The sequence below is a fragment of the Bacillus sp. N13C7 genome (genome assembly GCF_026790065.1).
GTDB lineage: Bacteria > Bacillota > Bacilli > Bacillales > Bacillaceae > Bacillus.
The window spans coordinates 95593-113121 of the sequence record NZ_JALAMO010000001.1 but is presented as its reverse complement, the minus strand read 5'-3'; the positions used below and the strand labels follow the sequence as shown (position 1 = coordinate 113121).

Sequence of the window (17529 nt, the reverse complement as noted above, 5' to 3'; positions counted from 1 at the left end):
TTGAGGGCAGCCTGTTTTTTGAAGTTTCATTGAACTTAAAATAGACATTTGCTATAATGACATACGCTTACATTTAAACATATATATGGTGTTAAAAGTGTTTGTGACAGGTTTTCAGAATGTGGGAGGGTTATATATGAGGGTTCGCGAATCGGAGCTGCCGGGCATAGGGCAAAAAGTTGAAATGATCACAAGAAACCACGATAAGATTTCGATTATCATTCATCATGACGGCCGGAGAGAGCTGTACTATTTTGACGAAAACGATCATGAAGAATGCGTGGCCTCCGTGCAGTTTGACGATGCTGAAGCTAGGCAAATTTCTGCAATTCTCGGCGGAATGGCATATAAACCGAAAGCATTGGAAAGCGTCGAGGCAGCCCTCGATGATTTGATCATAGAATGGTTTAAAACTGAGACGGGAGCGCCTGCCATTCACCATACAATTGGTGATTTGGATGCAGGGAAGGAATATCAGGTGACTGTCATCGCGATTATTAAAAAGAATCAAAAAAAACAATTGAATCCGGGATCTGAAACAGTCATTGATGAAGGGGATACCCTGGTGATTTCCGGTGAGAGAAACGGGCTGAAGAGGCTGATCCGGGAAAAATTAACCGCAAATGAGGCTTAACTTAGCGTTAAGCCGTGTTTAAAACCGGCCTTGATAGGGAAAGTTACCTCAATAAAAAGTTTGGGGGAAAGAGAATGAATAAACAATGGACCATTATTTTCGCACTTATTTTCACCTTAATTGTTGCTATTTTTGCAGTCATTAATGTTCGATCCGTAGAAGTTGATTACCTGTTTGGCAGATCAGAATGGCCGCTCATTCTTGTTATTTTGGGTTCAGTTTTAATGGGAGCGCTGATCGTATTTTCTGTCGGTATTTTTCAGGTGATGAAATTAAAGCGGGAAATAAAAACGCTGCGGAAAGAAAACAAAAATGCCATACATAAACAAGAGGATACCCACCTTGCTGATCAGACCGACACACAGGATGCATCAGCCGTGATTGAGAAAAAAGACTAGTTTTCGAATAATATTTGAAACCCCTCAGCCTGCTCTAGTATAATAGGGTGGTTGAGGGGTGAATTTATGTTAGCGTCAAAAATGCGATGGGAAATCCAGCGACCAGATCAGGATAAGGTCAAATCACTCACAGAACAATTGCATATAACACCTCTTGTTGCGTCCCTGCTTGTAAAAAGAGGCTTTGATACGGCAGAAAGCGCAAGGCTGTTTTTACATACAAGAGATGCCGATTTTTATGATCCTTTTGAAATGAAGGGCATGAAAGAAGCGGCAGAGCGAATAAAACAGGCGATTTCACAACAAGAACAGATTATGATATATGGCGATTATGACGCCGATGGAGTTACCAGTACGTCAGTGATGCTACACACGCTGCAAAAACTGTCGGCTCAAGTTGATTTTTATATACCTGACCGCTTTAAAGAAGGATATGGCCCTAATGAACAGGCGTTTCGTTCAATTAAAGAACGGGGCTTCTCTCTGATTATTACGGTTGATACAGGCATTGCTGCTGTGCATGAAGCAAAGGTGGCAAAGGAACTCGGACTGGATGTCATCATTACGGATCACCATGAGCCGGGACCTGAGCTTCCGGATGTTCACGCGATCGTCCACCCGAAGCAGCCGGGCTGCACTTACCCGTTTAAAGAGCTGGCCGGGGTCGGAGTGGCGTTTAAGCTTGCCCACGCTTTATTGGGCGAACTTCCAGATGAACTGCTTGATCTGGCGGCAATCGGCACGATTGCCGATCTTGTTCCGCTGCATGACGAAAACAGATTAATTGCAACACTGGGACTTGAAAGGCTTCGGCGAACGAATCGGCTGGGTTTAAAAGAGCTGATCAAGCTGTCAGGCGGTGACATCGGAGAAGCGAATGAAGAAACAGTCGGATTCCAGCTTGCACCAAGGCTGAATGCCGTTGGGAGAATTGAGCAGGCGGATCCCGCTGTTCATTTGCTCATGTCGGAGGATTCGTTTGAAGCGGAAGAGCTCGCCGCTGAGATTGACCAGCTGAACAAAGAGCGCCAAAAGATGGTCAGCAAAATGACGGATGAAGCGATTGAAATGGTTGAACAGCAAGGGATGGATCAAGCTGCAATCGTCGTGGCCAAAGCCGGATGGAATCCAGGAGTCGTCGGGATTGTGGCTTCAAAGCTTGTAGATCGTTTTTACCGGCCGGCTATTGTGCTTGGCATTGATGAAGAAAAAGGGATCGCTAAAGGTTCGGCCCGAAGCATCAGGGGCTTTAATTTATTCGAGAGCCTTTCTGAATGCAGAGATATTCTCCCTCATTTCGGCGGCCATCCAATGGCGGCGGGGATGACGCTGAAAGCCGAAGATGTGCCGGAATTGCGAAACAGGCTGAATGAAATCGCGGATAATACGCTTACGGAAGAGGATTTTATTCCTGTACAGGAAGTCGATCTTGTCTGCGGCGTCGAGGACATTACAGTTGAAAGCATTACAGAAATGAACATGCTGTCCCCTTTTGGCATGCTGAACCCGAAACCGCACGTGCTCGTAGAAAACGCAGTGCTGGAAGATGTCCGCAAGATCGGGGCAAATAAAAATCATGTCAAAATGACGGTCAGAAACGAGTCAACTCAGCTTGATTGCGTCGGTTTTAATAAAGGTGAGCTTGAAGAAGGCATCGTCCCGGGTTCAAGAATTTCAATTGTCGGTGAGATGTCAATCAATGAATGGAACAATAGAAAAAAACCGCAGCTTATGATTAAGGATGCTGCTGTTTCTGAATGGCAGCTGTTTGATTTAAGGGGGAAACGGATGTGGGAAGACACAGTTTCCGCCCTTCCATCTGTTAAGCGGGCCATTGTCTCTTTCAAAGAAGACTCAACAACACTTCTTCAAACTGAAGACCTTCGCCGCGAAGTGCACGTCATCAGCTCAGAAGATCAAGCGAAGGCATTTAACCTCGATGGTGCATATATTGTGTTACTGGATCCGCCGCCTTCGTTGGACATGCTCGCGCATTTGCTGGAAGGCAAGGCGCCTGAGCGGATATATTTTATTTTTCTCAATCATGAGAACCACTTTTTATCAACTTTTCCAGCAAGAGACCACTTTAAATGGTATTATGCGTTCTTGCTGAAAAGAGGCGCTTTTGATGTGAAAAAACACGGTTCAGAGCTTGCAAGACATAAAGGCTGGTCCGTTGAAACAATCAATTTCATGACAAAGGTGTTTTTTGATCTCGGTTTTGTTAAAATAGAGAATGGTGTGCTGTCTGTTGTAAGCGGAGCAAAGAAACGCGACTTAACAGACTCACAAACATATCAGGAGAAACAGCAGCTGATGGAACTGGACCAAAAGCTGAATTATTCTTCTGCTGAAGAGCTGAAGGAATGGCTGAATAAGCTGATGAAACAAGATTCAGAGGCTTATGAAAGTACGAGGAGGACATAAAACAGATGGATTTAAAACAATACGTAACAATTGTACCGGATTACCCGAAAGAGGGCGTGCAATTTAAAGATATTACGACACTGATGGATAAAGGCGATGTATACCGCTATGCCACAGATCAAATTGTTGAATATGCGAAAGAAAAGCAAATTGATTTGGTCGTCGGCCCTGAAGCGCGCGGCTTTATTATCGGCTGTCCGGTGGCTTACGCGCTTGGCGTAGGTTTTGCGCCGGTCCGCAAAGAAGGCAAATTGCCTCGTGAAGTGATCAAAGTGGACTACGGCTTGGAATACGGAAAAGACGTATTAACGATCCACAAAGATGCAATTAAACCAGGTCAGCGTGTGCTTATTACAGATGACCTGCTTGCAACAGGCGGCACAATTGAAGCCACAATCAAACTAGTTGAAGAGCTTGGCGGCGTTGTTGCTGGTATCGCTTTCTTAATCGAGCTTTCTTACCTTGATGGCAGAGAGAAGCTTGATGATTATGACATTTTAACATTAATGAAATACTGAGGATAATCGCATAACGGAAAAGCACTCCATGTCAGGGTGCTTTTTTCCTATTGTTTTACATTTATTTTATATAATATTTGGCGATTTGAACTTCTGCTCTTTACATCTTTCGTTTTTTTCTTGATAATAAACTACAATACAGTTTACATTTTAAAAAAGGTGATTCCATGGCGAACGAACAAGTATTGACTGCCGAGCAAGTTATTGATAAAGCGCGCAGCTATCTATCCGATGAGCATATCGCATTTGTCGAAAAAGCATATCTGTACGCTGAAGATGCTCATCGCGAGCAATACCGCAAATCGGGCGAGCCATATATTATTCATCCGATTCAGGTTGCGGGCATTCTCGTTGATCTTGAAATGGACCCTTCCACAATCGCGGGCGGATTTCTGCACGATGTCGTGGAAGATACAGATGTGACGCTCGATGACCTGAAAGAAGCATTTTCCGAAGAAGTGGCAATGCTTGTGGACGGCGTAACAAAGCTCGGCAAAATTAAATATAAATCTCAAGAGGAACAGCAGGCGGAAAATCATCGCAAAATGTTTGTCGCTATGGCTCAAGATATCCGGGTCATACTGATCAAGCTGGCGGATCGTCTTCATAATATGCGGACGCTGAAACATCTGCCTCAGGAAAAACAGCGGAGAATTTCCAACGAAACACTGGAAATTTTTGCTCCTTTGGCGCATCGTCTCGGGATTTCTAAAATTAAATGGGAATTGGAAGATACGGCGCTCCGTTATTTGAATCCTCAGCAATATTACAGAATTGTTAACCTCATGAAGAAGAAGCGTGCAGAACGTGAGCTTTATGTCGAAGAGGTTGTCAATGAAGTGAAAAAACGTGTCGAAGAAGTAAACATCAAGGCCGACTTCTCGGGACGTCCGAAACATATTTACAGCATTTATCGCAAAATGGTGCTGCAAAATAAGCAATTCAACGAAATTTATGATTTGCTGGCTGTCCGCATTCTTGTAAATAGCATAAAAGACTGCTACGCGGTGCTAGGCATCATTCACACATGCTGGAAACCGATGCCCGGCAGATTCAAAGATTATATCGCAATGCCGAAGCCGAATATGTATCAATCGCTTCACACAACGGTTATCGGGCCTAAAGGCGATCCGCTGGAAGTGCAGATCCGCACCTTTGAAATGCATGAAATTGCGGAATACGGGGTTGCGGCTCACTGGGCTTATAAAGAAGGGAAGGCGGCCAATGAAGGCGCAACCTTTGAGAAAAAGCTCTCTTGGTTCCGTGAAATTTTAGAATTCCAAAATGAATCAACCGATGCAGAAGAATTTATGGAATCGCTCAAAATCGATTTATTTTCTGATATGGTGTATGTCTTTACGCCGAAAGGAGATGTAATCGAGCTTCCATCCGGTTCTGTGCCGATTGATTTTTCTTACAGGATTCACTCAGAAATCGGGAATAAAACAATTGGCGCCAAAGTAAACGGAAAAATGGTCACGCTGGATCATAAGCTTCGGACTGGTGATATCGTTGAAATACTCACCTCCAAGCATTCCTACGGTCCGAGCCAGGATTGGGTGAAGCTTGCCCAAACATCCCAGGCGAAGCATAAGATCCGTCAATTCTTTAAGAAACAGCGGCGTGAAGAAAATGTCGAAAAAGGCCGAGAGCTGGTAGAAAAAGAAATTAAAAATCTGGATTTTGAAGTGAAGGATGTCTTAACGCCGGAGAATATCCAGAAGGTTGCGGACAAGTTTAATTTCTCAAATGAAGAGGATATGTACGCAGCGGTAGGTTACAACGGCATTACAGCCTTGCAGGTGGCAAACCGCCTGACGGAAAAAGAGAGAAAGCAGCGTGATCAGGAAGAACAGGAAAAGATCGTCCAGGAAGTCACTGCGGAACCAAAGCCATACCCGCAGGGCAGAAAACGAGAAGCTGGTGTTCGCGTCAAGGGCATCGACAATCTCCTTGTCCGTTTATCAAAATGCTGCAATCCTGTGCCGGGTGACGATATTGTCGGCTTTATCACAAAAGGCAGAGGGGTTTCAGTCCATCGCGAAGACTGTCCGAATGTCAAAACAAATGAAGCCCAGGAGCGGCTGATCCCTGTAGAGTGGGAACATGAGTCACAGGTTCAAAAGCGCAAGGAATACAATGTTGAGATAGAGATTCTAGGTTATGACCGCCGTGGATTGCTGAACGAGGTGCTTCAGGCAGTAAATGAAACGAAAACAAATATTTCATCTGTCTCTGGTAAATCGGATCGCAATAAAGTGGCAACCATTCATATGGCGATTTTTATTCAGAACATCAATCACTTGCATAAAGTCGTCGAGCGTATTAAACAGATAAGAGATATCTATTCTGTACGCCGCGTCATGAACTAAAGGGGTTAGAAAATGAGATTAGTTGTTCAGCGAGTAACAGAAGCAAGCGTTACAGTGGATGAAGAGGTTGTTGGTCAAATTGGACAAGGCCTCATGGTGCTGGTTGGCATCACTCACGAGGATACAGAAGAGGATGCAGCTTACTTAGCCGATAAAGTTGTTCATCTTCGTATTTTCGATGACAGTGAAGGAAAAATGAATCTCTCTCTTTTAGATATAGGAGGAGAGATTTTATCTGTTTCACAGTTTACGCTTTACGGAGATACGAAGAAAGGGCGCCGGCCGAACTACATGAACGCTGCTAAGCCTGATAAAGCTTTAGGTCTTTACGAAAAATGGAACGACCTGCTACGTGAAAAAGGAATCAAAGTGGAGACCGGAACGTTTGGAGCAATGATGGATGTTCAGCTTACAAACTCCGGGCCTGTGACGCTTATTATGGATTCAAAATAAAAAAAGCTGCCAAAAGGCAGCTTTTTTTATTGGAAATACTTCTCTAATCCGCTTTCGATCCCGTCTGTTACTTTTTCTTGGTATGAATTGCTATGTACAATGGCTTCTTCCTGCGGATGGCTTACATATCCCAGCTCATACAGCATAGCGGGCTGTCTGTTTTCCCGGAGCACATAATAATCTCCAAATAACACGCCGCGGTCAGGAATAGAAGAACGCTTCACTACTTCAGAATGTACATCTGATGCCAGTTCCTGATCTTTGGCAGGACTGTAATAATAAGCGGTGCTGCCTCTCGTGGAAGTATCCGCATAACTGTCATAATGAATGCTGATAAAGGCGTCAGCGTTGCGATAGTGTGACGTGGAGACCCGTGACTGTAAACTGACAAAGGTATCATCCTGGCGTGTCACATACACATCAGCTCCAGCCGATCTGAGTTTGCCGGCGAGCAGTTTTGCCGTTTTGATTGTCAGGTTTTTCTCGAATTTACCCGAATAGCCGATTGTTCCGCTGTCTTTTCCTCCATGTCCAGGATCAACAATAATTGTTTTGTTGTTCAGAGAGCCGTTTCCGGACGGGGAATCAGAGACAGGCGGTTCACCTGCTTCTTCTGCACGTTTAGACGTTTGGACCACCCAATTGGCAACATAAGCAGTCTGCCCGTTATCAAGCTTTATTTCATACCAGCTTCCCTTTGAACCGGTAATGACATAGGAATCGCCTTTGGCCGCACGTTCAACGATCGAAGATGATGTTGATGCATCACTTCTTAAATTCGTTCCACCGTATACGATATAGGCTTTTTTAGAGGCGGATGAACTGCCGGTATTTGCTGAGTCTTCAGCTGGATCAGAACTAGTCAAAAGATAATGGCTTGCAACCCAGCCTTTCAGCCCATTCACCTCGATGTGAGCCCAGCCATTTTTATCGTTGAGAATCGTCAGCTTTGTTCCGCGGTCCAGTTTCGTAATAATCGCTGCATCATGTGAGGCGGAGGCTCTAACATTAAGTGAAGAAACACCGACTGTGCCCTTTGATGAACTTGAAGATTCGGTTTGGTCACTCTCATCAGTCGCCGAACTGCCGCCTGACGTGACATATTCAGATGATACCCATCCGGTGGCATTTTGATAGGATATCTTGATCCAGCCTGAATCTTGATCAATCACAGATGCTTGGCTGCCTTGCGGAAATTTGCCGATAACCTCGTAGGAAGTGCCCGGCCCGGTTCTCATCCGCAGATCGGGGTCCGTTGAGGTCACAGTGTCACTGCTTTCCGAAGTGCTTGTACTGACCTGGTCTGCCTTTGTAATAAGCCAGGAGACCACCCAGCCTTTCTCTCCGGAACCGAGCTGTATCTGCACCCAGTCTCCGTCTTCCTTTAAAATCGGGTAGTGCTCTCCCTTTTTCACTTCCGCTGTAATGCCGTAGCTAAGCCCCGGGCCGCTTCTGACGTTCATTTCATCTGTTGCGATGACCGCTTCTCCCTGAGCGGCTGTAACGGATGAAAAAGGCGGGAAAAGAGCCCCGGCGACGATAATACATACAATAAGAACAAAGTATTTCTTGCTCATTGTGTCCTCCTTTCCGATAATCATAAAAAAAGCATTCTTCCTTAATATCGTAAAGTCCTTTCTGATTTTTAAATAAAAATAAAATGATTTGTTTATACTAAGCGTAAATACAATCAAAAAGGTGTGCAAATCATGAAATATCATCCAAAAATGGGGCGCGCATTTCACGACGGTGAAGCAAATCTGCATTACAGCGATCATGCAGACCCCGATACAACCGGTTATCTCACTGAAACAGCATCTGAATTTGGTCTTATGTCCAAAGAAGCAGCGATGAGGAAAAACAACCGGAATAAAGCTTGACAGAGAACCTCAATCCCATTATTATAATAGAAATTGAGTACATAGCAAATGATGAATGATTTTGAACCAATAATGGAGAAGAGTAGGTCAGATTGCATGGCTAGAGAGGAACCGCCCCAGGCTGAAAGCGGATCCCATTGCGTCTTTCTCGAAACAACACTCCGGAGGTTTCCTGCTGAACGCGTGAATCCGTTATTAGGCAGTGAACGTGAACCTGCGTTAAAGGATCGAGCGGGAATATGATCATATTCCAACTAGGGTGGCACCACGGGTATAACTCTCGTCCCTACTATACAAGTATAGTAGGGACGAGAGTTTTTTCATTTTCATCATTAACGATCATTGTATATTTTATAAGGATACATAAGGAGGTCTACCTATGGGATATAACATTCCAAGAGGAACACAGGATATTTTGCCTGGAGAATCAGATCGCTGGCAGTTTGTTGAACAAATTATGAGAGATACTTGCCGCACTTATCAATATAAAGAAATCCGCACACCGATTTTTGAGCATACAGAACTGTTTGCAAGAGGCGTCGGAGAATCGACGGATATCGTACAAAAAGAAATGTATACCTTTCAGGACCGCAAAGGCAGAAGCCTAACGCTTCGTCCGGAAGGAACTGCTGCGGCGGTACGCGCGTTTAATGAAAACAAGCTTTTCGCAAATCCTGTACAGCCGACAAAGCTTTATTATGTAGGGCCGATGTTCCGTTACGAACGTCCGCAGACGGGCCGTTACCGCCAGTTCTATCAGTTTGGAATTGAAGCGATCGGCTCGAAAGACCCTGCGATTGATGCCGAAGTCATGGCGCTTGCGATGAGTATTTATCAAAAAGCAGGTCTGCAAAACGTTAAGCTTGTCATAAACAGTCTCGGCGATCAAGAGAGCCGCAAAAGCTACAGAGAAGCGCTTGTAAAACATTTTGAGCCTCGCATCGAAGAATTTTGTTCAGACTGTCAGTCACGTCTGCACACGAACCCGCTCAGAATCTTGGACTGCAAAAAAGACCGAGATCATGAGCTGATGAAATCGGCGCCTTCCATTTTGACGTATTTAAATGAAGAATCAGCCGCTTATTTTGAAAAAGTGAAACAATACTTAAACGATCTTGGCATTTCGTATGAAATTGATCCTAACCTTGTGAGAGGGCTGGATTATTACAACCATACCGCCTTTGAAATTATGAGCAATGCGGAAGGCTTTGGTGCGATTACGACACTTGCCGGCGGAGGACGCTACGATGGTCTTGTCGAACAAATCGGAGGGCCGGAAGCGCCGGGCATCGGATTTGCGATGAGCATTGAACGCCTGCTTGCCGCCATTGATGCCGAAAAAAGAGAACTGCCTGTTGATCAGGGAATTGACTGCTATATCGTCACACTCGGTGAAAAAGCGAAGGATTATTCTGTTTCATTGGTGTACAAACTGAGAGAAGCAGGCATTTCCAGCGAAATCGATTATGAAAATAAGAAAATGAAAGGCCAGTTTAAAACAGCTGACCGCCTGAATGCCAGATTTATTGCGATTTTGGGAGAAGATGAGCTTGCCCAAAACAAAATCAATGTAAAGGATGCACAGACGGGCGAACAGATTGAAGTGGCACTAGATGAATTTATACATGTGATGAAGGCAAACCAAAAGGGATAAGGAGTGGAATGTATTGTTTGGAAGAACATATTATTGCGGTGATATAACTGAAAAAGCAATTGGCGAATCTGTAACGCTGAAAGGCTGGGTCCAAAAAAGACGGGATCTCGGCGGATTGATTTTTATCGACTTGCGTGACCGTACAGGAATTGTTCAAGTTGTTTTTAACCCTGATGTGTCAAAAGAAGCGCTTGCTATTGCAGAAGGCATCAGAAACGAATACGTGCTTGATGTTCAAGGGAAAGTGGTAGCGCGTGAAGAAGGCACCATTAATGCAAATTTAAAAACAGGCGCCATTGAAATTCACGCTGATGGAGTAACCGTATTAAGTGCTGCAAAGACGCCTCCATTTGCAATTTCTGATCAAGCAGAGGAAGTATCAGAGGACGTTCGTTTAAAACATCGTTACTTAGATTTGCGCAGACCTGCTATGTTTCAGACGATGCAGATGCGGCATAACGTCACGAAGGCTGTCCGCAGCTTTTTAGATGAAAATGGGTTTCTTGATATTGAAACGCCGATTTTAACCAAAAGCACGCCTGAAGGCGCACGTGACTACTTGGTGCCGAGCCGTGTGCACGAAGGTGAGTTCTATGCGCTGCCTCAGTCTCCGCAGCTATTTAAACAGCTTCTGATGGTATCCGGCATTGAACGCTATTATCAGATTGCCCGCTGTTTCCGCGATGAAGACTTGCGTGCGGACCGCCAGCCTGAGTTTACGCAAATCGATATTGAAATGTCCTTTATGAGCCAGGAAGACATCATGTCATTGGCTGAGGAGATGATGGCAAAGATTATGCGTGAAACAAAAGGCGTGGAAATCAAGCTTCCTCTTCCTCGCATGACGTATGACGAAGCAATGAACAAATACGGTTCTGATAAACCTGATACGCGATTTGACATGCTTTTGACAGATGTGTCTGACATTGTGAAGGATACCGAATTTAAAGTGTTCTCATCAGCTGTGGCAAACGGCGGCGTGGTAAAAGCCATCAACGTAAAAGGCGGTGCCGGCGATTACTCCAGAAAAGACATCGATGCTCTTGGCGCTTTTGCTGCTAACTACGGAGCAAAAGGACTTGCCTGGGTGAAAGTGGAGACAGATGGAGTGAAAGGCCCGATTGCTAAATTCTTTGATGAAGAAAAGCAGTCTAAGCTGATCGAAGCGCTTGATGCTGCTGAAGGTGATTTGCTGCTGTTCGGAGCGGATTCATTCGAAGTTGTTGCCGCATCACTCGGCGCCCTGCGCTTAAAGCTTGGGAAAGAACGCGGGCTGATTGACGAGAACCTGTTCAATTTCTTATGGGTCATCGACTGGCCGCTCTTAGAGCATGATCCGGAGGAAGGCCGTTTTTACGCAGCTCACCATCCGTTTACAATGCCAGTCCGTGAAGATCTTGAGCTGATTGAAACAGCGCCTGAAAACATGAAAGCACAAGCCTATGACCTTGTCTTAAACGGCTATGAGCTTGGCGGCGGTTCGATCCGTATTTTCGAAAAGGATATTCAGGAAAAAATGTTTGCGCTTCTTGGCTTCTCACAAGAAGAAGCGGCTGAACAGTTCGGATTCCTGCTGGAAGCATTTGAATACGGCGCTCCACCGCACGGCGGAATCGCGCTCGGCTTAGACCGTCTTGTTATGCTTCTCGCAGGACGTACGAACCTAAGAGATACGATTGCATTCCCGAAAACGGCCAGTGCAAGCTGCCTGATGACAGAAGCGCCAGGGGAAGTAAGCGAAGCCCAGCTTGACGAGCTTCATCTTTCTATCAAGAAAAAAGTTAAGAGCTGAATGAGCAGTTCGATTCTTGAAAATCAAAATCGTCTGTGATATGATTTTGACAAGTTAAATAAAGTCCTGATGTGTTAGTTGTACACCTAGTTTTGACCGAACATTTTTTTGATTTGGGAGCCCGCATTTTTAAATGGCGTACATGCCTCTTTTCATTCGGTAAAGAGGACTTACAAGATTTAAAAGAGGGCACCCACCTGCTGAGAGCGGGTTCAAAACAAAGGAAAGCTGCAACGGCACTATTGGGACTTTATTTTTTGTGCGCAGAAAAACGGCTGTTCCAGTATCAGCCATTTTATAGATGAAACCAGAATACGAATGTGGAGTGAGGTTCTTGTTACACCAGTTTTCACGTAATGAATTAGCTATCGGAAAAGAAGGCCTTGAAACGCTGAAAAACAGCACGGTTGCTGTGCTTGGGGTCGGCGGAGTCGGATCGTTCGCAGCGGAAGCTCTCGCACGGTCAGGCGTTGGCCGCATTTTGCTCGTTGACAAAGATGATGTCGACATTACCAATGTAAACCGCCAGCTTCATGCGCTGCTTTCAACTGTCGGACAGCCGAAAGTTGATTTAATGAAAGCGCGGATCGCAGACATTAACCCAGAGTGTGAAGTGATCGCGTTAAAAATGTTCTATACCGAAGAAACATATGAGCAATTTTTTGACTATGATCTTGACTATGTCATTGATGCGTCAGACACCATCTATTATAAAATTCATTTAATGAAAGAATGTCTAAAACGTGATATTCCGCTTATCTCCAGCATGGGGGCCGCGAATAAAACGGATCCGACACGCTTTCAAATCGCTGATATCTCAAAAACGCACACTGATCCAATTGCGAAGGTCGTTCGTACGAAACTACGCAAAGAGGGCATCAAAAAAGGCGTTCAAGTCATTTTCTCTGACGAAAGCCCGATTGTTATTCGGGAAGATGTCAGAAAAGAAGTGGGGAATGACGAAGCGAAAATCCGTAAAGCAAAAATGCCGCCATCCTCTAATGCTTTTGTGCCGTCAGTGGCCGGTTTGATTATGGGCGGACATGTGGTCATGGATCTATTGAAAGACATTGAAATCAAACGTGTGAAAGATAAATAACGCATAAAAAACAGCCTTGAGTATCATCAAGGCTGTTTTTGTCTTATTTTCTTCTCATTAATTTGTCGTATACCTGCTTTAACGCGGATTCGAACTTGCCCGTTTGCTTCGGCTTGTAATATTGCTTGTTTTTTAAAGGGTCAGGGAGATATTGCTGTTCGACCCATCCGTTGTCGTAATTGTGCGGGTATTTATAGTCGATTCCTCTTCCTAATTCCTGAGCTCCTTTATAATGCGCGTCCTTTAAATGCTTCGGGACATCCCCAATTTTTCCGGCTCTGATATCCGCCAGCGCCTCATCGATTGCCAGAATGGCTGAGTTTGATTTTGGAGAGAGGCAAAGTTCAATGACAGCGTTGGCCAGCGGAATTCGCGCTTCGGGAAAACCGACCCGCTCCGCGGTCTGAACAGCGTGCAGCACCCTCGGGCCGGCTTGCGGGCTTGCTAAGCCGACATCTTCATAGGCAATGACCAGCAGTCTTCTCGCGATGCTTTCCAGATCTCCAGCTTCAATTAATCTTGCCAAATAGTGAAGAGCGGCGTTGGCATCAGAGCCGCGGATCGATTTTTGAAAAGCGGACAAAACATCATAATGCGCGTCACCGTCTTTATCGTGAGAAAAGCTCTTTTTCTGCAAACATTCTTCCGCGGTTTCTAATGTAATGTGAATCACGCCATCGGCTGATTCCTTTGTTGATAAGACGGCCAGCTCAAGCGCATTTAAAGCAGAGCGGACATCCCCCCCGCATCCATGGGCAAAATGCTCCATCGCCTGATCATCAACGGATACAGAATAGGTGCCAAGGCCCCGGTGCTCATCATGAAGAGCCCGTTCGAGAGCCTGTTTAATCAGCTCCGGTGTTAACGGCTCAAGCTCAAAGATCTGTGTCCGGCTTCTGATCGCAGGATTAATGGCATGATACGGATTAGCCGTGGTTGCTCCGATCAAAATGATCATCCCGTTTTCTAAGTAGGGCAAAAGAAAATCTTGTTTCCCTTTATCAAGCCTGTGAACTTCATCCAGAATCAGAATCACCTGGCCGGACATTTTGGCTTCCTGGGCTACGATTTCCATATCTTTTTTATTGTTAATGACAGCATTCAGCTTTCGAAAAGCAATACTTGTTGATCCGGCGATTGCTGTTGCGATTGATGTTTTTCCAATTCCGGGCGGCCCGTACAAAATCATGGATGACAAATGTTTTGCCTGGACCATTCTGCCGATAATTTTATCTTCAGCCACCAGATGCTGCTGGCCGATAATATCCTCTATTTTTGTCGGACGCATCCGATATGCCAATGGCTTCATCATCATCTCTCCTTACATAATTACAGGGTAACGGAAAAACGGACATTAGAAAAGGGGAAAGCCCCGTTTTCCGCCTGCCTCAATGAAAATTAGCTGAAGGTATGTTATAATAACAGTTGGTCTATTAGATAATAAACGGACGAATCATATAGAAATTACCATTATAAATGTGGAAAATCATGAAATAACAGAGGTGTTCATGTTGAAAATATCAACTAAGGGAAGATACGGACTCACCATTATGATCGAGCTTGCAAAAAAACATGGTGAGGGCCCGACTTCATTAAAAAGCATCGCACAGACGAATAATTTGTCCGAGCATTATTTGGAGCAGCTGGTATCGCCGCTCAGAAATGCCGGTTTAGTGAAAAGCATCAGAGGCGCATACGGCGGATATGTATTAGGCAGTGAGCCGGACGCGATAACGGCGGGAGATATTATCCGTGTACTCGAGGGGCCGATCAGTCCTGTTGAAGTGCTGGAAGACGAGGAGCCTGCCAAGCGTGAGCTCTGGATTCGCATCCGGGATGCTGTGAAAGAGGTTTTAGACAGTACAACATTAGAGGATCTTGCCAGCTATACAGACGGAGAGCAAGAAGCTTATATGTTCTATATTTAGATCAGAGGTGTAAACATAATGGAACGGATTTATTTAGATCATGCCGCAACGTCTCCGATGGATGAGCGCGTGCTGGAAAAAATGATTCCGCATTTCTCCGGCAATTTCGGCAATCCATCCAGCATTCATTCATTTGGAAGAGAATCTCGAAAATGGGTGGACGAAGCAAGAGCGCAGATTGTAGCTGAAATCGGAGCGTCAGAGCAGGAGATCATTTTTACAAGCGGGGGAACGGAAGCCGATAACTTGGCTATCATGGGAACCGCGCTTGCAAGAAAAGATATGGGCAGACATATTATCACGACAAAAATTGAGCATCACGCCGTCCTTCACACGTGTGAAAAGCTTGAGGGAGACGGATTTGAAATAACGTACCTGGACGTTGACCAGAATGGCAGAGTCAATGCAAAACAGGTGAAAGAAGCACTGCGTGATGATACAATCCTTGTGACAGTGATGTATGGGAATAATGAAGTCGGAACAGTGCAGCCGATCAATGAAATCGGTGAGCTGTTGAAGGAACACCAGGCTTATTTTCATACGGATGCTGTTCAGGCATTCGGGTTGCTGCCAATTCATGTGAAAAACAGCCATATTGACCTTCTGTCTGTTTCCGGGCACAAGCTCAACGGGCCAAAAGGGACAGGCTTTTTATATGCTAGTAAAGATGTGAAGCTTTCACCGCTTTTATTCGGAGGAGAGCAAGAGAGAAAACGCCGTGCCGGAACGGAAAATGTTCCAGGCATTGTCGGGCTGAAAGAAGCGATCAAGCTGTCAGGTGAAGAACGGGACGAAAAAAACGAGAAGTATCAATCGTTTAAAGCAATCTTTGCCGACACGCTTAGAGATGCAGGTGTGGCATTCGAGATCAATGGGGACAAAGAGCATAGTCTGCCGCATGTTCTGAATCTTTATTTCCCCGGTGTGTCAGTGGAAGCGCTGCTGGTCAATCTTGATATGGCGGGTGTCGCTGTCTCCAGCGGTTCAGCGTGCACGGCTGGTTCAGTCCTGCCGTCACATGTTTTGACTGCCATGTTCGGAGAAGAGAGTGACCGGCTGACGTCCTCGATTCGGATCAGCTTCGGCCTCGGCAATACGGCTGAGCAAGTGAAAACTGCTGCCAAACATGTGGCCGACGTTGTCAAACGGCTGACACAATAAGGCGGCTTAGTAATTGGAGTGAATGAAATGGAAAAACGGCCGGAAGATACAAGAGTCGTCGTCGGCATGTCCGGCGGAGTAGACTCATCTGTGGCGGCCCTGCTGTTAAAAGAACAGGGCTATGATGTAATCGGAATCTTTATGAAAAACTGGGATGATACGGACGAAAACGGTTTTTGCACGGCGACAGAGGATTATGAAGATGTGATCCGCGTCTGCAACCAAATCGGAATTCCGTATTATGCCGTAAACTTTGAAAAGCAATATTATGAGAAGGTATTTCAATACTTCCTTGATGAATATAAAGCAGGCAGAACACCAAACCCGGATGTTCTATGCAACAAAGAAATTAAATTCAAGGCATTTTTAGAGCATGCCCTGTCACTAGGCGCCGACTATTTAGCGACCGGCCACTATGCAAGGGTAGACAGAAGCGGCGGCAAAGTCAGAATGCTGCGCGGCCTTGATGAAAACAAGGATCAAACGTACTTCTTGAATCAGCTGACGGAAGATACGCTAAGCAAAGTCATGTTCCCGATCGGCGAGCTTCAAAAAAGCCGAGTACGTGAGATTGCCAAAGAAGCGGATCTTGCAACGGCGACGAAAAAAGACAGTACGGGCATCTGTTTTATCGGCGAACGCAACTTCAAAACGTTTCTTAGCCAATATCTCCCTGCACAGCCGGGCGATATGATGACGATGGACGGCGAAGTAAAAGGACGCCACGACGGGTTAATGTACTACACGATCGGACAGCGTCACGGCCTTGGCATCGGCGGAAGCGGCGAGCCGTGGTTTGCGGTGGGGAAAGATCTTGAAAAGAACATTCTCTATGTGGATCAAGGGTTCCATAACCCGCTTCTTTATTCCGACAAAATTACAGCTACGAATATCAGCTGGGTTCGTTCGGATATCATGAAGGGCAAAGAGATTTCCTGCACGGCTAAATTCCGTTACCGCCAAGAAGACCATAAAGTAACGGTGCGCATGACAGGTGAAGGCGAAGCGGAAGTCATCTTTGATGAACAAGTCCGCGCCGTGACACCGGGACAAGCCGTTGTTTTCTATAATGGCGAAGAATGCCTTGGCGGCGGAACAATTGATGATGTGTACAAAGACGGAACAAAATTGTGGTACGTATAAAAGATAAAAAACCTCAACACTGAGTTGGGGTTTTTTAATGAAAGGAAGATAGTCGGTGGATTATAATCAA

15 protein-coding genes, 1 other RNA gene and 1 other annotated feature are annotated in these 17529 nt (G+C 45.3%); of the genes, 14 read left to right on the top strand and 2 right to left on the bottom strand.

Features of this window, described 5'->3' with window-relative positions; translation table 11 throughout:
• Nucleotides 1–136 precede the first annotated feature (136 nt).
• The 6 genes from MOB98_RS00595 (at nt 137) to dtd (ending at nt 6802) form a co-directional block, all read left to right on the top strand.
• Nucleotides 137–634, top strand: a complete 498-nt coding sequence (locus MOB98_RS00595; protein WP_268359707.1) for a cation:proton antiporter regulatory subunit — start codon at nt 137–139, stop codon at nt 632–634.
• Nucleotides 635–708: 74 nt separating this feature from the next.
• Nucleotides 709–1032: a LapA family protein gene (locus MOB98_RS00590; RefSeq protein ID WP_268359704.1), complete on the top strand. Its 324-nt coding sequence runs from the start codon at nt 709–711 to the stop codon at nt 1030–1032.
• Nucleotides 1033–1098: 66 nt separating this feature from the next.
• Nucleotides 1099–3459: a single-stranded-DNA-specific exonuclease RecJ gene (gene recJ, locus MOB98_RS00585; protein WP_268359702.1), complete on the top strand. Its 2361-nt coding sequence runs from the start codon at nt 1099–1101 to the stop codon at nt 3457–3459.
• A 5-nt stretch (nt 3460–3464) separates the two neighbouring features.
• The gene (locus tag MOB98_RS00580; protein WP_268359700.1) at nt 3465–3977 is read left to right on the top strand and encodes an adenine phosphoribosyltransferase; all 513 of its coding nucleotides are present in this window, start codon (nt 3465–3467) and stop codon (nt 3975–3977) included.
• Nucleotides 3978–4144: 167 nt separating this feature from the next.
• Nucleotides 4145–6349 carry a GTP diphosphokinase gene (gene relA / locus MOB98_RS00575; RefSeq protein WP_268367076.1) on the top strand — a complete coding sequence of 735 codons (2205 nt, stop codon included), beginning with the start codon at nt 4145–4147 and terminating at the stop codon, nt 6347–6349.
• Nucleotides 6350–6361: 12 nt separating this feature from the next.
• Complete coding sequence (gene dtd, locus MOB98_RS00570; RefSeq protein ID WP_268362042.1) at nt 6362–6802, top strand: D-aminoacyl-tRNA deacylase; 441 nt, start codon at nt 6362–6364, stop codon at nt 6800–6802.
• A gap of 26 nt (nt 6803–6828) precedes the next feature.
• On the opposite strand, the gene MOB98_RS00565 is transcribed toward dtd, so the two are convergent.
• Entirely contained in the window at nt 6829–8379 is a 1551-nt protein-coding gene (locus MOB98_RS00565) for an SH3 domain-containing protein (RefSeq protein WP_268362043.1), read from the bottom strand.
• Nucleotides 8380–8511: 132 nt separating this feature from the next.
• Between MOB98_RS00565 and MOB98_RS00560 the strand changes: the two genes are divergently transcribed.
• The 5 genes from MOB98_RS00560 (at nt 8512) to MOB98_RS00540 (ending at nt 13227) form a co-directional block, all read left to right on the top strand.
• Complete coding sequence (locus tag MOB98_RS00560; RefSeq protein ID WP_003237500.1) at nt 8512–8682, top strand: YrzK family protein; 171 nt, start codon at nt 8512–8514, stop codon at nt 8680–8682.
• Between the two features lie 60 nt (nt 8683–8742).
• Nucleotides 8743–8973 (top strand) — a binding site (T-box leader).
• An 88-nt stretch (nt 8974–9061) separates the two neighbouring features.
• Nucleotides 9062–10336, top strand: coding sequence for a histidine--tRNA ligase (hisS, locus tag MOB98_RS00555; RefSeq protein ID WP_268362045.1), 1275 nt, complete (start codon nt 9062–9064; stop codon nt 10334–10336).
• Nucleotides 10337–10349: 13 nt separating this feature from the next.
• Entirely contained in the window at nt 10350–12128 is a 1779-nt protein-coding gene (gene aspS, locus MOB98_RS00550) for an aspartate--tRNA ligase (protein ID WP_268362048.1), read from the top strand.
• A gap of 60 nt (nt 12129–12188) precedes the next feature.
• A non-coding RNA gene (gene ssrS / locus MOB98_RS00545) (6S RNA) lies at nt 12189–12381 on the top strand.
• Between the two features lie 81 nt (nt 12382–12462).
• The gene (locus MOB98_RS00540; protein ID WP_015384240.1) at nt 12463–13227 is read left to right on the top strand and encodes a tRNA threonylcarbamoyladenosine dehydratase; all 765 of its coding nucleotides are present in this window, start codon (nt 12463–12465) and stop codon (nt 13225–13227) included.
• 43 nt (nt 13228–13270) lie between these two features.
• On the opposite strand, the gene MOB98_RS00535 is transcribed toward MOB98_RS00540, so the two are convergent.
• On the bottom strand, nt 13271–14536 hold the full coding sequence (locus MOB98_RS00535; RefSeq protein ID WP_268362050.1) for a replication-associated recombination protein A: 1266 nt from the start codon (nt 14534–14536) through the stop codon (nt 13271–13273).
• Nucleotides 14537–14738: 202 nt separating this feature from the next.
• Here MOB98_RS00535 and cymR point away from each other — a divergent pair, with 202 nt between their 5' ends.
• The 3 genes from cymR to mnmA are packed head-to-tail and all read left to right on the top strand — an operon-like array spanning nt 14739 to nt 17459.
• Nucleotides 14739–15155 (top strand): cysteine metabolism transcriptional regulator CymR, encoded by a 417-nt coding sequence (gene cymR / locus MOB98_RS00530; RefSeq protein WP_003225879.1) that lies wholly within the window; start codon nt 14739–14741, stop codon nt 15153–15155.
• Nucleotides 15156–15173: 18 nt separating this feature from the next.
• Nucleotides 15174–16316, top strand: a complete 1143-nt coding sequence (locus tag MOB98_RS00525) for a cysteine desulfurase family protein (RefSeq protein ID WP_268362052.1) — start codon at nt 15174–15176, stop codon at nt 16314–16316.
• A 27-nt stretch (nt 16317–16343) separates the two neighbouring features.
• Nucleotides 16344–17459: a tRNA 2-thiouridine(34) synthase MnmA gene (mnmA, locus tag MOB98_RS00520; protein ID WP_268362054.1), complete on the top strand. Its 1116-nt coding sequence runs from the start codon at nt 16344–16346 to the stop codon at nt 17457–17459.
• Nucleotides 17460–17529 lie beyond the last annotated feature (70 nt).

Excerpts from the sequence above, each read along its gene's own strand:
- MOB98_RS00595 (WP_268359707.1), top strand. The coding sequence starts at position 137 with ATGAGGGTTCGCGAATCGGAGCTGCCGGGCATAGGGCAAAAAGTTGAA.
- MOB98_RS00590 (WP_268359704.1), top strand. The coding sequence starts at position 709 with ATGAATAAACAATGGACCATTATTTTCGCACTTATTTTCACCTTAATT.
- recJ (WP_268359702.1), top strand. The coding sequence starts at position 1,099 with ATGTTAGCGTCAAAAATGCGATGGGAAATCCAGCGACCAGATCAGGAT.
- MOB98_RS00580 (WP_268359700.1), top strand. The coding sequence starts at position 3,465 with ATGGATTTAAAACAATACGTAACAATTGTACCGGATTACCCGAAAGAG.
- relA (WP_268367076.1), top strand. The coding sequence starts at position 4,145 with ATGGCGAACGAACAAGTATTGACTGCCGAGCAAGTTATTGATAAAGCG.
- dtd (WP_268362042.1), top strand. The coding sequence starts at position 6,362 with ATGAGATTAGTTGTTCAGCGAGTAACAGAAGCAAGCGTTACAGTGGAT.
- MOB98_RS00565 (WP_268362043.1), bottom strand. The coding sequence starts at position 8,379 with ATGAGCAAGAAATACTTTGTTCTTATTGTATGTATTATCGTCGCCGGG.
- MOB98_RS00560 (WP_003237500.1), top strand. The coding sequence starts at position 8,512 with ATGAAATATCATCCAAAAATGGGGCGCGCATTTCACGACGGTGAAGCA.
- hisS (WP_268362045.1), top strand. The coding sequence starts at position 9,062 with ATGGGATATAACATTCCAAGAGGAACACAGGATATTTTGCCTGGAGAA.
- MOB98_RS00535 (WP_268362050.1), bottom strand. The coding sequence starts at position 14,536 with ATGAAGCCATTGGCATATCGGATGCGTCCGACAAAAATAGAGGATATT.
- MOB98_RS00525 (WP_268362052.1), top strand. The coding sequence starts at position 15,174 with ATGGAACGGATTTATTTAGATCATGCCGCAACGTCTCCGATGGATGAG.
- mnmA (WP_268362054.1), top strand. The coding sequence starts at position 16,344 with ATGGAAAAACGGCCGGAAGATACAAGAGTCGTCGTCGGCATGTCCGGC.